Source organism: Chloroflexota bacterium (assembly GCA_016197225.1).
Classification (GTDB): domain Bacteria; phylum Chloroflexota; class Anaerolineae; order Anaerolineales; family VGOW01; genus VGOW01.
Genome location: JACPWC010000071.1, coordinates 108,631 through 121,842 on the forward strand (window position 1 = coordinate 108,631; position 13,212 = coordinate 121,842).

Genomic DNA, 13,212 nt, shown 5'->3' on the forward strand with positions numbered 1-13,212 from the left:
CCTCTTTCAGCCTTCGCTATACTTCTGGCATGTTTAGAACAACGGATCGGACGAATTTAGCGGATCAGAATCCGTCGAATTCGGTTGATCCGCTGTTCTCCCGCCCGGCCAGCAAAGGTTTCTGCCCATGACCACTCCCACCCCCGACGACGAACTCGGCAAAATTGAAGCGGCGTTGAAACCGCTGGAAGCTCTGCGCGGAAGCCTGCCCGACGAACAGCTTGAGGCTATGATGGCCCCGCTTCGCGCCAAACGTGATGTCCTGCTGGCCCAAATCAACGTGAGCCAGCGGCAGGGCGGAATAGACAACAGCGGCCAACTCACGGTAGGAAGCGGCGATGTGACGGGACGCGACAAGGTGACGTTGGCGCCGAATGCAACTTACGTCGCGCCGGGCGCGACTCTCGTTCAAGCGCCGAAAGCCGACGACGCAACGGTGGCCCGCAAGCGCTACCTCGCCAACCTCAGCCGCGCCTGTAAAGCCTTGCCGCTGGCCGCGCTCGGCGGCGAAGAAGGCGCGGACGAAGAGATCACGCTCGAAGATGTGTATATTGATTTGGACACGACCGCGCCTTTTCCAAAGCCATTGACTAAAAGAAACAGCGAGAAGCGTAGGCAGCAAGGTAAAGCCGTTGTCAAGAAAGAGAAGTGGCATAAAGGAGCCGTGTTAGTTAATCAAGACCATCGCCCGCTCACGACGTTGGAAGCCGCCATTCAATCGCCGAAGCTGGCTCTGCTCGGCGGGCCGGGGTCGGGCAAGAGCACCTTCGTCCGCGAACTGCTGGCCCAACTGGCCGACGGCAAAGCGCCAGATGGAATCCCGAAGGACTTGTTGCCGGTGCTGATCACCTTGCGTGATCTCGCCCCGGCCCTGGCCGCGCTTGACCTGGACCCTCTTCCCGGCGATCGTCAGCGGGAAACACTGGCCGCCCTGGTGCGCGATCAGGCGGTGAGCGATCTGGCCCGGCTGGAAGCCAAAGACTTTGAACCGGGCTTGCGCGAAGCCTTCAACTCTAGTCAGTGTTTGCTGGCCCTCGACGGCCTGGACGAAGTGCCGCACGACCTGCGCGGACTGGTGCGGCGGACAGTTCAAGCCGTGGTGGGTCGCTATCGTCTGGCCCGCATCATTCTCACTTGCCGGGTGCGCTCGTATCAGGGCGAGGCCGTCCTGCCCAACTTTCAGGAGCGCATATTAGCCCCGTTCGACGAATACGAAGTGAGATCGTTCGCCTCAGCCTGGTACAACGCCCAGAAAAAGTTGAGCCGCTTCGACGCTGAAGAAGCGAAGAGCAAAGCCGAGAATTTAGCCGAGGCCGCCCTTGGCCCGGATTTGCGCGAACTCTCCGACAACCCGATGATGCTGACCACGATGGCCCTGATCCATCAAAAAGAGATCGGCTTGCCGAGGGAGCGGGTGCAACTTTACAAGCAGGCGGTGGATGTGCTTCTGCGCCGCTGGCAGAAGCGCAAGACCGGTGAGGCCGGGCCGTCCGAGGAGATGCGGGCTTTCCTCAAAGACGATTTGCGCCTGCGGGCGACGATGGAACGGTTGGCTTATGAGGCGCACCTCGTGCGCGCGGGCGAAAGCGACAAGAAGGAAGCGGCTGACTTGGAGCGCGGCGATGCGCTGACCTTGCTCGAAAGCCGAGAGTATCTTGGCAGTGCCGCGCTGGCCGCCGAGTTTTTGGATTACGTGGATCAGCGGGCCGGGTTGTTGGTGGGGCGCGGTGGCGAGCCGAACCGACCGGCAGTTTACAGCTTCCCGCACCGCACCTTTCAGGAATATCTGGCCGGGTGTTATCTTGTAGGCCAGCGCGACGTGGCCCGCGAGTTGTTCGCCCGCGCCGCCGAGGGCGATGACTGGCAATTGGCCGTGAGGCTGGGCGCGGAAGAATTGCTCTACAACCGCCGCAACTTCAACGAATTGCTCAACACCGCTTATCTTCTGTTTTCTGACCAGAAGGGCCTGCAAGCAGAGCGTGCCTCGTTGTGGGCGGGCGAGATCGCCGCGCTTGTTGGAAAAGAAAGAGTTGAAAGCGACGATGCGCCTGGCGGCGGAAAGCCTTACCTTGACCACTTGCGGAAGCGCCTTGTGAATTTGCTAGGAAGTGGACTGCCCGCCACCGAACGCGCCGACGCTGGAAACGCTCTAGGCAAACTGGACGACCCGCGCTTTCTCCCCGACGCTTGGTACTTGCCCGATGAACCCCTGCTTGGTTTCGTCGAAATTCCCGAAGGGCCGTTCATCATGGGCAGTGACCCAGAATGGGACGAATATGCTCAACCAGAAGAACAACCTCAGCACGAGTTGACTCTGCCGCGCTACTTCATTGCTCGCTATCCTGTCACTGTCGCCCAATTCAGGGCCTTTGCGAAGGCCAGCGGCTACACGCCGCGTAACGAAGACAGCTTGCTCGGGCCGCCCAATCATCCGGTCGTCAACGTAACTTGGCACGAAGCTTGCAAGTATTGTGACTGGCTGACTGAAGCATTGAGGAGATGGGATGGCACGCCGCAGCTTTTAGCTAGATTATTGCGCGAAGGCAAGTGGCGCATCGTTCTGCCTTCGGAGGCCGAATGGGAAAAAGCAGCACGCGGCAGTGACCCGGATAGAGCAAACACGAGAGAGACTGGCCTCTACATCACCAGCGCCGTCGGTTGCTTTCCGGGCGGGGCCAGCCCTTACGACGTGTTGGACTTGAGCGGCAACGTGTGGGAGTGGACGCGAAGCTTGTGGGGGAAAGACTACCAGAAGCCTGACTTCAACTATCCTTACGAAGCCAAAGATGGCCGAGAAGTGATGGATGCACCCGATCAAGGATTGCGCGTGTTGCGGGGCGGCTCCTTCATCAGCGACGATAGGGATGCCCGCTGTGTGGCCCGCAACATGGGCAGCCTGCGCCACGGGAACTGGGACTTCGGCTTTCGGGTGGCGGCGTCCCCGTTCTAACTCTGGTCTCTGTTATCTCTGAACTCTGGAGACTCTGGGGGATATTGACGATAGCACCCTGAGCAGAGGCCTGCGTGTTCGTTGCAGGCCGTAGTCGAAGGGTGCGGTGCTGACGCGAGAGCCGCATCCTTCGACTGCGCGGCGGGACAGCGCCGCCGCTCCGCTCAGGATGCTACTCGTTACCCTTGTTTCACCGCCTCACCCTCACCACCTCAAACACCGGCGCGCCATCCCGCCGCGAAATAATCGCCACCTGCTCGCCCCGCCAGCCCTGCGATTGAAGGTAAGCGTCGAACGCTTCGCGGCGCGGGAAGATGGTCTCTTGCGGGAAGTGGAAGACAAAGAGCGTGCCGGGTTGGGTGGCAACTTCGGCCAGGCGGCCTGAAAAACCATCGTCGGGTTCCCAGGTGTAGCCAAAGATTTCCTGCGGGGCAACTCTGCTGTTCGTGAGCATTCGCACCTGCGGCGCAAAGCCCCAATCCATCGCCGCCACTGGCGCGGTCGCGTCGGCGTTTTCTTCAAGAAAGTCCACCAAACGATACACGGCATCCGAGTGCGGCCCCAGGCCGCCGCTCTTGTTGAGCGCCAGATGATATTGGGTGACGACAAAAACATCCTGTGTCCACAAAAAACCCAGGCCGACGGCCAGCACCGTCATGCCCATGTTCAAAAACCCCAACCAGCCAAAAGCCCAATTTCCAAAAAAACTGAGCGGCGGGCCGCTGAGGTGAATCATCAGCGGCTCATAAAACGGGTCGAAGACGATCTCGCAAGCGACGGCGATGATGACCGGCCACAGCGGCGCGAAAATCGAAAAGTGAGTCGGAAAGAGGCCGGAGACGGTGAACGAGGTTTGAATCACGCCGAAGGCCAGCAGGAGCAGGAGGGCGAGCGGGGCGCGCGAGCGTTGGCGGCGAAAGAGGGCGCGGGCGACGATGGCTAACGCCGCCAGGCGCAAGGCGGTTTCCCACATGGCGTTGCCAAACGAGCCGCCGAGATACCACAAATGGTCGCGCCCGGCCAGCACCGCCCCAAACTGATCGATCCGTCCGCGCAAGTTCTCGGCAAAGTTGAGATTGTTCACGCCGTAATAAGACGTGCCCAGGTTCGTGCCGACCGAGAGAAACGTGCCACCCGTTTGCAGGTTGTAGGTCAGGAGCGGCAACAGGCCGAGGATGGCCGCCATTCCAAAAGCGGCCAAATCGGCCATTGCCGGAGAGCGCGGGAATAGCTCAAGCCCCCGAATGCCAAACCACGATGAAATCATCTTTGCGTCTTTGCGCCCTTGCGTCTTTGCGTTAATGAACTGCCGCGCAACAACAAGCAAGTTAATGATCGCCAACGCCCCAACCATGCCGCCGATGATCCAGATGAAGAGCAGTTTGGCGTAGAGGCCCGCGCCGCAAATCAGGCCGAGCAGAGCCGCCAGTTTCCACGCTGTTTTTGGCGAGCCTCTTTTTGCCCACAGCGCGCCGACCCACAGCGCCGCCATCGTCAGCGTAGCAGTGAGCGAAGTGACGAACACGCCTTGCCTCTGCCAGAAGATGAACGACGGCGAGGTTGCCAAGAGCATGGCGGCGATGAAGGCCGGGCGCTGGCCGAAAGCTTCTGTGACAAACCCAAAGGTGAAAAGAATCGTGACGGCCCCGATCAACACCGTGTACAGCCGCAAGGCAAAGACGGTTGAACCGAAGAGGGCGAAGAACGGCAGTGGCAAGTAAACGTTGAACGCGCCGATGTAATCCTGCACCATCAGTGGGAAGGTGCGACCGCCTAAAGTGATTCCTGCGTCGCGAAAGGCGGAGATGGCCCCACCAGAGATGATCTGGCTGGCTTGCAGTCCGGCCTCGGCGGCTTCGTCGTTGTGCAAACCGGGCAGGTCGAGTTGAGGCAAGGCGAGGGCGAAGTAGACAGCCAGCGGAAGCAAAAGGCCGAGGAGATAGCGGCGCATGAGAAAGGGTCAACGGATTGATCGGATTGAACAGATTTGAATCATAATCCGCTAAATCCGTTCAATCCGTTGACTAATCCCCGGCCAGCAGTTCAACTTCGGAGACGAAGGTTTCAAAGGCGTGGCCCTGAGATTCAAGCGAGATGGCGTTGATGATGGCCGGCTCAGCGCCAGTGGTGGTGTTCTTGAACAACACGATCAACTCCGGCGAATCGTAAAGATACCAGCCGTTGCGCTCCACCCGCTGGTGCAAACTCTGCGGCGGCGGGCAGGTGACGCACGAGGCGGGCAGTCTGGGATCGGCCAGATAATAAAAGCCCTGTATCCACTCGTGGCTGTTGCCGGCCTTGTCGGTGTATTCGATCTTCACCATCAGCGGGCACTCCGAGCCGTACTGGCCGCAACTCTGCACGTTCTGGTTGGCCAGGCGCACGGCCAGGTGCAGGCGTAGCGTTTTGTAGTCGCGCACGTCGCGGTTGATCACCTGCCGGATTCCGGTGCGGCCCCAGTTGAGGCCGGGCCGGAGGAAATGCGCCACGTTGCGCTCGGCCCCGGTCTCGCGGGTGATCTCGCCCAACACGTCGCCCGGCGTGCGATCCTGGTAGATGCTCCAGGCCGGGGAGAGCGACTCTGAAAAATCACCGTTGACGATCAAGTTATTTTCACCGGTAAAGACGCCTTGCGGCGGTTGGCCGGCTATTACCAGCGTGCGCTCGTCGGCGGCCAGAGTCAGGCTTTGCCCCTGGGCCGAAACGGTGGCCGACCCCTGGCGCACGGCCACTTCCGTGCCTTTGTCGGTGACTTCGACCGAATAACTGCCGGGGTGATCCAACAGGACAGCGCCGTGCGGGGTGTTGAGGGTGATCATCACCGGGCGAGCCGCGTTCTCCTCCAGGTTCACCCGCGCCCGCCCGCTTTGCAATTCAACCGTCATGTGGTGCGGCAGGGCGCTCCACATGAAGCGCGGCGAGAGCATCTGGCTGAGGGTGGCCCGTGTGCCGCCGTAAATTTGCATCGCCCCCAGCGCCGTCGTCTCGTCGGGCGCAAAGAACTGCACCACCGCCTGCGCGCCCGGGTCGCTTTCAATTTCGGTGCCGGGGCTGAGGCCGGGCACGGTTTCGATGACGGCTTCGGGCCGGGCCGCGCCCGGCGACAAGATCAGCACCGTGCCCGACACCAGCGTGATCGAAGCCTCCTGCGCGGTTTCGGTGGTGAGCAAATACCAGCGCGCAGTGAGCGGCGCCGAGACCACGAGCAGGCAGAAGATCACAAAGGACGTGATCAGAATTGACCAGGCGGTGCGCTCGATTTGGTAATGGTTGTTTTGCATGTGGAAAAGGGTCAGTGGACGTGGAAGCCGGTGAATTCGCCGCTGGCGGCTTCCCACTCCGAGACCACCCGCTCGACGCAGGCGTGGGTTGGGCCGACGCGCAAAAAGTCCAGCAGACTCTCCAGCGCCGGCTTTGGGCCTTCGGCCATCACTTCCACCGAGCCGCCAGGCAGGTTGCGCACCCAGCCGGTGAGGTTGAGCGAGCGCGCTGTCTGGCGGGTGGTGTCGCGAAAGTAAACGCCCTGGACAAGGCCGTGAATGCGGGCATGAAGGCGAGTGGATTCTACCATTTGACCGCCACGGTCTTCACCCGCCCGAACTTGTCGCGGTATTTGAGGTGCTTGTGTTGTTGGCCGTAGTCGTACAACTCGCGAGTCACTTGCACGTCCTGGCGGCAGTAATCGAGCACCTTCTCCACCTGCCCGGCCTTGAACCAGGCTACAGCTTGCAGGCCGTCGGCGCTTTTGCTGTGATTGAGGGTGGCGGCGGCCACCGAATCGAGCGAGAGCCGGAAGCCCAGCGTTTGATAAATGTTCTCCAGCATGTCGAGGGTGGGCAGTTGAAGCGGTTTCCCGGCGTAAGGCCGCAGGACTTCATAATCGAAGCGGCGGGTGTTGAAGCCCACTACCAGGCCGGCGGTGCGCAAGTCGGCCAGCAGTTTGTCCACGTCGGCTTCGAGATAGTCGGTAAATTCGCCGCTGGTCAGGTTATACGTCACCGCGCAGGCCAGCTTCATTTTGGCGATGTTGCTCCAGCCGCCCACGTCGTCGGAGAGAAGCTGGGTTTCAAGGTCGAAGATGAGGGTGGGAGCGGTTGAAGTGGACATGGTAAATGATCCCTTCGGGTGGCAAATGACAAATGACCAATGACAAATGACGAATGACCAATGACAAATGACGAATGACCAATGACGAGTGACGATGAACAAAAGTTGTCGTCCGTCACCGTTTTCGCCGGGGCGCGAAGATGAGGGCGGCGATGGCAATGGCCGGCAGGCCGAAGACGGCCAGAGCCGGGAGGGTGTCGCGCAGAAACTTGGTGACCGGGCTGGCTTCCAGCACATCGTTTTGCCAGTCGGCTTGTAGTTCGGCCAGGCTCACGTTGAGCACCCGTTGCACGCCGCCCTCGCACGAGGCCCCGTCGCGGTACGCCAATAGCAGGTCGTTCATCTCACCCGGCCCCCAGCGATCCAGAATATAGCGGGACATGGATCGGCTTTGGGCGTAGGAGAGCAGGGCCTTATCCTGATCCACGGCAAAGGGCGCGCACAAGACGCGGAGGGTGATCAGCGAGTCGGTTCGGGCGGCGGCATCGAGGGCAAGCGCCAGGTCGGAGCGCGGTTGCAGTTCGTTGTTGGCCGCCAGCCCCTCGTCCAGCCAGCGCGGCATGTTGTCGTAGCCGGGGCCGACCACCTGATAGATCATGACGTGAGTCAATTCGTGCGGCAGGTCGCGCTCCAGGTTGAGCACGGCTTCGGGGCCGGGGGCGGCGGTGATGAGCACCACCCCCAGTTCCGGGTCGGCGTGGCCGGCCACCCATTCGCGTCCGCCGAGCCGCAGGCCCGATTGCAAGTCGTCAATGTTGGCGTATACGTAGACGTTGATCTCCGGCGGCGACTGGGCGGCAATGAAACGGCTGACCTGGTTGAGGGCTTTGTAGCCGATGTCGGCGATGGCCTGACCGAAGATCAGGTCGCCGTTGTACCAGTGAGCGTTGATGGCGCCGCGCCCGACGGTTTGCCAGTTGAAGCGGTTGTCTTCGTAAATTTTGATCGCGTCTTCAGTCACCAGGGTGTGGCCGTCGGCGTCGGTGAGCCGCCAGGAGTAATGAACGGGCGCGAAGGGCGGGATGGGCCGGGCCTGCAAGTCCCAGGTGTATTTGGTTTCGATCCGGGGCGAGGGGGTGATGGGCACTTCGAGGACGTCAGTGTGGTCGGCGTCCCCGATTTGCACCAGCAGGAAGGCGGAAATGATGTTCGACTCGCTGTGGGCGACGAGGGTGAAGATCATCTGCCCGCCGAAGGTGTAGATCACGTCGTTGGAGTCGTCAACGATGCCGACCTGGGCCTGGGCGGGGCGGGCGGCTTGAACGAAGAGGACTGATAAGAGAGACAGGGTGACAAGCAGGCGAGGCATATGTTCACTATTGAAGGAAGGCGATGAGAGGAGCGAGGGTGAGCGGGCTGAGCAGGGTGGTGACGAACACCACGCCGGTGACAAAGACCGGGTCAACATTGTATTCGACGGCGATGATGGTGGTGATGACGGCGGTGGGCATGGAGGCTTCCACCACCGCCGCTTGCCGGGCCGGGCCGGCGAGGCCCACCAGGGCCGCCATCAGCAACCCGACGAGCGGGCCGCAGACCAATTGAAAGATCGAAGCCGTTGTCACCAGGCGCAAATTTTCCGGTCGGCGCACTTCGGCCAGTTGCAGGCCCAGCACCACCAGCATCACCGGCAGGGCGGCCTGGCTCAACAACTTGACGGCGCGAAAGATCGGTAGGGGCAATTCCCAGCCCATCAATCGTAGAAAGATGGCGAGGATAAGACCGTAGATCATCGGCACTTTGAAAACGCCCACCAGCGCCTGGCGCAATGCCGCCCGGCCACTGGAGGCGACCACAATGCCGGCGGTGTAAACCAGCGCGGTGCTCACCACGTAATAAATGGTGGCCCAGGCCAGGGCGGTTTCCCCGAAGGCAAACAGGTTGAGGGGCAGGCCGTAGTTGCCGCCGTTGCCAAACATGTTGACGAGCACCAGCCCGGCCAGAGTGTGACGCTCCAGCCTGAGCAGGCGGCCAAATAAAAATGCGGCCAGCCCCAGCAGGGCCACGGTTCCGGCGGTGAAGAGGGCCATGCGCCCGAATTGCTCGCCGCTCAGGTTGCTTTCGGTAAACGAGGTGAGCACCAGGCACGGGCTGAAGATGTAGAAGATGATGCGCGAGAGGGTTTTGAGATCGATCTTCTGCGCCCGGCCAATGGCAAACCCGGCGCCGGCGGCCAGCAGGATCGGCGCGATCTGGTTCAGCAGGATGGAAAAGAGCAATGTCAATTCAGGCGGGCTTGGCGCGCGCGCGGATCGTCTTCGTCGTCATCGTCGAGGCCCAGCAGGCTAAAGTCGGCAATGCCGTCCATCAGTTCGGTGTTGGCCAGGGCGTCGTCAATGATCTCGGCCAGTTCCTCGTCGTCGGTGTCTTCCAGCAGGTTCTGCAACAACTCGCGGGCGTCATCGCCGCCGATCTCGCCCAGCGCCCAGATGCTGATTTCTTTGACTTCGGGGTCATCGTCGCGAATGAGTTGGCCCAGAGCCGGGATGGCATCGGCCAGCGACAGTTCGCAGGCGGCCCGCGCCGCCTCAAACCGGATTCTGGGAGTGCCACGTTCCAGGTTCTCGATCACGGCCCGGCCCCAGCGTTCGCGATTCAAACTGCGGCCCATAGCAAACAGGGCGCTCACCTGCAGTTGTTCGTCGTCGCTTGTGTAAGCCTGATTAATGGCGGCGGTCACTTCGGGCTGGTCGGCGAAGCCCAGGGACTCCAACGCCCGGCGGCGAATGTCGAGGGTGTCGGTTCCGTCGTAAACGGCCAGGAGCGCCTCTTCAACTTTGTGGGCCAGGGCCGGGCCTATTTCTTCCATCTGGCTCAGGTAGATGTACTGGCCGAGGGCGGTGGCGGCGGCGGCCCGGGCTTCGGAGGCCGGGTCGCGATTGAGAATGACAATAAAGGCGTCAATCAGGTCAACGCCCTCATCTTCCCACAGGTTGCGAATGGCCCCGGCCCGCACTTCGCCATCCGGATCGTCGAGGACGGCCCGGGCGACGGCGCGAATATCCAGATCAAAAGTCTCTTCGGCCAGTTCGCCGAGATCGTTCATGATCGTCAAGCGCCGGGCGGTTGATATTTTGGGCCAGGCTTCGACGAAAGCCGCCACCTGTTTGGCGTTGAGATCAGAGAGGGCGCGCAGGTCTTGTTTTCGCGGTGGAAATTTTTCATCCGCCAGGTCGGCAAGAATCTGGGGGAAGGCTTTGGGGCCGTGTTTGGTGGGCATAGGAACTCAGCGTGGAAAGATGGGATTGAAGATGTCGTTGATGATGAGGAAGACCATGAGCGCCAGCAGGAAAGCCAGGCCCATGACGTGAACAAAGCCCTCGCGCATCGGCTCCACCCGCCGCCCGCGCACGGCTTCGATAAGGACAAACATAATGCGTCCGCCGTCGAGGGCCGGGAGAGGCAGGAGGTTGGTGAGGGCCAGGGCCACGGTGATGGTGCCGATGAATTTGAGAATTGGGAACCAGGCGTTGATTTCAATGGCCGTGTCCACGGCGGCGTCGTTGATGCTCTTGAGGCCGACGACGCTGACAAAACGCACGTCGCTGGCCTTGATCTCCTGGCTGATAATCCGCACCGGCATCATGATCGTTTCGCTGATCTGATAGAAGACTTCCCTGACTCCAAGAACGAAGGCTTGCGGCCACGGATGCTTGACCAGTTGCCAGCCGCTGTCCAGCGCCACGCCCATCGGCCCCTGGCCTTGCGGCCACTCGGTGCGCGGCGTCACTTGTATGTTCATCGTCTGGCCGTCGCGGCGGATAGAGAGCGTGACCGGCACGCCCAGGTTCTGGCCCACCACTTCGCTCAGGCGGTTGTTGTTGGTGGTCACCGCCTCGTCGTTGATGGTCAGGATCGTGTCGCCCGGCCTGAGACCGCCGGCCTCGGCGGGCGTGCCGGAGACGACTTCGGAGATTTTGACGTTGTTATCGTAGATCGGCCAGCCGGTGGCGTAGCCGATGGCGAAGACGATGAAGCCGATGAGGAGGTTGGCCGCCGGCCCGGCGGCCAACACGGTGAAGCGGACTCGTTTAGAAGAGGCGGCCAACCCGTCCGGCACGTTGGGGTCGTCCTCCCCGGCGGGCCGCACAAAGCCGCCGAGCAGTAACCAGTAGAGCGAGTAAATGACATCGTCGGGATCAATATCGGCTGGCGGCTTGCCGAAGAACCAGCGGCGCTTGCCCTGCTTGTCTCGCGCCGTGCCCAGCAGGCGCGGCGGCATGGGCATGCCGATGCCGAATTCCTTGACCTTGACTTTGAGCTTGATGGCGGCGATGAAGTGGCCCAGTTCGTGGAAGAAGATCAGCCCGCCCAGGACGGCCACAAAGATGGCGAAATTGCGGATGGCTTCAAGCATGTTAATTTCCTCTGCGGGAAATTATACCCCGTTGGAGGTTAATGGGGGGTGATAGTTCGGTTGCCGCCCGATTGAAGAAAACAAAAAGCGGGCAGGAGGCCGCCTGCCCGCTTTTGCGTAACATTGAGATTCCGCTGAAGAAGGGTTAGCGCGTGATGATCGGCGCGTTGGCCGAAGCGTGATCAGAAGCCGCGCTGGGGATGGCGTGCTCGCCGCCGGCGTTGACGACAAAGCTACCCGCCGCTCCTCTCAAGCCGCCCGACACTGTGTACGTCGCCTGATTACAGTTCGGGGTTGCTGTGGCGCAATCTGTTCCGCCAGCCGTTGGAGTAAAGGCAACCGCAAACGCCCCAAACGCCTGGCCGCTGGCGTTGAAGGAGGTCGAGATGTAATCGCCAACCATGCGGCCCTGACTGGTGTTGGGGAGCCAGCTCAGGCTCATTGGCCCGGCAATTGCGGTCGGCGCGCTCCAGCTTGAGCTGCCGTTCGCCGACTCAATGAAACCGACGTTGAGTTGACAGGTGGAGGCGCTACAACTTGACTTGGGGTAGTAGTAGTAAGTCAGCCCCAGGTGGGCGCTGGCGCCGGAGGTGGCCTTGTCAACCGCCAGGCCCGGAATGAAGTGATCAACTTTGCTGCTGGTGGCGTCAATTGGAATGCGAGTCACTGCCGACCAGGTGACGCCGTCATTGGAAGTGCTCATCACAATATCGTTCCGGGCACAACCCGCTCGGAAGCGGCAATCCTGCCAGGCGACATACACCTTGCCAGCGCTGTCAATTTCGGCGGACGGCAACGGCCCGGTTCGCAGGCCGCCGGCCACGGTGTGGTCTATGGCCGAAGCGACCGTGACGGTGCTGCTCCAGCTTGTGCCGCCGTTGGTGGAGCGGAAAGCAATGATTTGCGTTTCGTTGGCGTTGGCCGCCGGCACAATCACCGTGCCGTTGGGCTGAACCACCGGCTGGCCGCCGAGGCCGGTGGCATTGTTAGCCGGCTTGAGGCGCGGCCCCCAGTTCAAGCCGCCGTCCGTTGAGGTGCTCATGTAGATTCGGTCACCATCGCTAAATTCATCCCATTCGGTATAGCAATTGCCATAGAAAAGGCTGGTGGCCGTGTTGTCGCAGGCAATCCAGTTCTTGTCCACATCGCCGATGGAGGAGTCTGGGATGAGGATTGGGTTGCCCCAGGTGAGGCCGCCGTCGGTGGAGCGGCTGGTAACAACGCCTACCCCGCTCACCCCGCCGGCCTCGAGCAGAACCAGAGACGAGATCATCCAGACGTTATCCTGGGCGTCGTAGGCGACAGCCGGATCGGTGGCGCGGTCCCAGGGATTGGCCGGGTTGTCGTGCTTGGTGAGGCCGGGCAAATTGCCGCCCGTCCAGGTCGCGCCGCCATTTGTCGAAGTGGCCCAGGCAATATTGGATGAGCCGCCGTCGAAGAAGCGGCCCGTTTGAGTCGCCATGACAATGGTGTTGCCAAAGGAGAACGTGTCGGGTTCAACCTGCGTTTTGTGCTGGCTGGTGGTGTTGGTATATGTGTCGAAACTGATCTGGGTGACAGGCACATTGGCGAAGACGAGCAAGGGCAACGCTAAGACGAGCACGAGCGAAAGGGCCACGATAGCCGCCCGGCGGGTCTGCCGGAGCGCGCGAAAATGCAATTGCATAGCTTCCTCCTGATTGGGGTGAGAATTATGTTGAGACGATGAGTTGCCAGCCTGGGAAACAATTCGATGGTATTCTCCCTGACGCCTCCTTTCTGGCCTAAATAAGTTGGAGTGAATGGTGCTGTAGAATCA

General features: G+C 61.1%; 10 protein-coding genes. 1 reads left to right on the forward strand and 9 read right to left on the reverse strand.

The features are described from left to right. Positions 1–127 precede the first annotated feature (127 nt). Complete coding sequence (locus HYZ49_13510) at positions 128–2,950, forward strand: SUMF1/EgtB/PvdO family nonheme iron enzyme (GenBank protein ID MBI3243302.1); 2,823 nt, start codon at positions 128–130, stop codon at positions 2,948–2,950. A 190-nt stretch (positions 2,951–3,140) separates the two neighbouring features. Here the strand turns inward: HYZ49_13510 and HYZ49_13515 are convergent, their stop codons facing one another. From HYZ49_13515 to HYZ49_13555, 9 genes are all read right to left on the reverse strand, one after another. Next, positions 3,141–4,901 carry a glycosyltransferase family 39 protein gene (locus tag HYZ49_13515; protein ID MBI3243303.1) on the reverse strand — a complete coding sequence of 587 codons (1,761 nt, stop codon included), beginning with the start codon at positions 4,899–4,901 and terminating at the stop codon, positions 3,141–3,143. Between the two features lie 73 nt (positions 4,902–4,974). Next, positions 4,975–6,231, reverse strand: a complete 1,257-nt coding sequence (locus tag HYZ49_13520) for a hypothetical protein (protein MBI3243304.1) — start codon at positions 6,229–6,231, stop codon at positions 4,975–4,977. An 11-nt stretch (positions 6,232–6,242) separates the two neighbouring features. Further along, positions 6,243–6,521, reverse strand: a complete 279-nt coding sequence (locus HYZ49_13525) for an acylphosphatase (protein ID MBI3243305.1) — start codon at positions 6,519–6,521, stop codon at positions 6,243–6,245. Next, the gene (locus HYZ49_13530) at positions 6,515–7,057 is read right to left on the reverse strand and encodes a ribonuclease H-like domain-containing protein (GenBank protein MBI3243306.1); all 543 of its coding nucleotides are present in this window, start codon (positions 7,055–7,057) and stop codon (positions 6,515–6,517) included. The genes HYZ49_13525 and HYZ49_13530 overlap by 7 nt, the downstream gene beginning before the upstream one ends. A gap of 115 nt (positions 7,058–7,172) precedes the next feature. Next, on the reverse strand, positions 7,173–8,366 hold the full coding sequence (locus HYZ49_13535; protein MBI3243307.1) for a hypothetical protein: 1,194 nt from the start codon (positions 8,364–8,366) through the stop codon (positions 7,173–7,175). 7 nt (positions 8,367–8,373) lie between these two features. Next, on the reverse strand, positions 8,374–9,276 hold the full coding sequence (locus HYZ49_13540) for an AEC family transporter (protein ID MBI3243308.1): 903 nt from the start codon (positions 9,274–9,276) through the stop codon (positions 8,374–8,376). A gap of 2 nt (positions 9,277–9,278) precedes the next feature. Beyond that, positions 9,279–10,277, reverse strand: coding sequence for a HEAT repeat domain-containing protein (locus HYZ49_13545; protein MBI3243309.1), 999 nt, complete (start codon positions 10,275–10,277; stop codon positions 9,279–9,281). A gap of 6 nt (positions 10,278–10,283) precedes the next feature. Beyond that, positions 10,284–11,414 carry a site-2 protease family protein gene (locus HYZ49_13550; GenBank protein ID MBI3243310.1) on the reverse strand — a complete coding sequence of 377 codons (1,131 nt, stop codon included), beginning with the start codon at positions 11,412–11,414 and terminating at the stop codon, positions 10,284–10,286. Positions 11,415–11,559: 145 nt separating this feature from the next. Beyond that, positions 11,560–13,080, reverse strand: coding sequence for an exo-alpha-sialidase (locus tag HYZ49_13555; GenBank protein MBI3243311.1), 1,521 nt, complete (start codon positions 13,078–13,080; stop codon positions 11,560–11,562). Positions 13,081–13,212 lie beyond the last annotated feature (132 nt).

Excerpts from the sequence above, each read along its gene's own strand:
- HYZ49_13510 (MBI3243302.1), top strand. The coding sequence starts at position 128 with ATGACCACTCCCACCCCCGACGACGAACTCGGCAAAATTGAAGCGGCG.
- HYZ49_13555 (MBI3243311.1), bottom strand. The coding sequence starts at position 13,080 with ATGCAATTGCATTTTCGCGCGCTCCGGCAGACCCGCCGGGCGGCTATC.
- HYZ49_13550 (MBI3243310.1), bottom strand. The coding sequence starts at position 11,414 with ATGCTTGAAGCCATCCGCAATTTCGCCATCTTTGTGGCCGTCCTGGGC.
- HYZ49_13520 (MBI3243304.1), bottom strand. The coding sequence starts at position 6,231 with ATGCAAAACAACCATTACCAAATCGAGCGCACCGCCTGGTCAATTCTG.
- HYZ49_13535 (MBI3243307.1), bottom strand. The coding sequence starts at position 8,366 with ATGCCTCGCCTGCTTGTCACCCTGTCTCTCTTATCAGTCCTCTTCGTT.
- HYZ49_13525 (MBI3243305.1), bottom strand. The coding sequence starts at position 6,521 with ATGGTAGAATCCACTCGCCTTCATGCCCGCATTCACGGCCTTGTCCAG.
- HYZ49_13545 (MBI3243309.1), bottom strand. The coding sequence starts at position 10,277 with ATGCCCACCAAACACGGCCCCAAAGCCTTCCCCCAGATTCTTGCCGAC.
- HYZ49_13515 (MBI3243303.1), bottom strand. The coding sequence starts at position 4,901 with ATGCGCCGCTATCTCCTCGGCCTTTTGCTTCCGCTGGCTGTCTACTTC.
- HYZ49_13530 (MBI3243306.1), bottom strand. The coding sequence starts at position 7,057 with ATGTCCACTTCAACCGCTCCCACCCTCATCTTCGACCTTGAAACCCAG.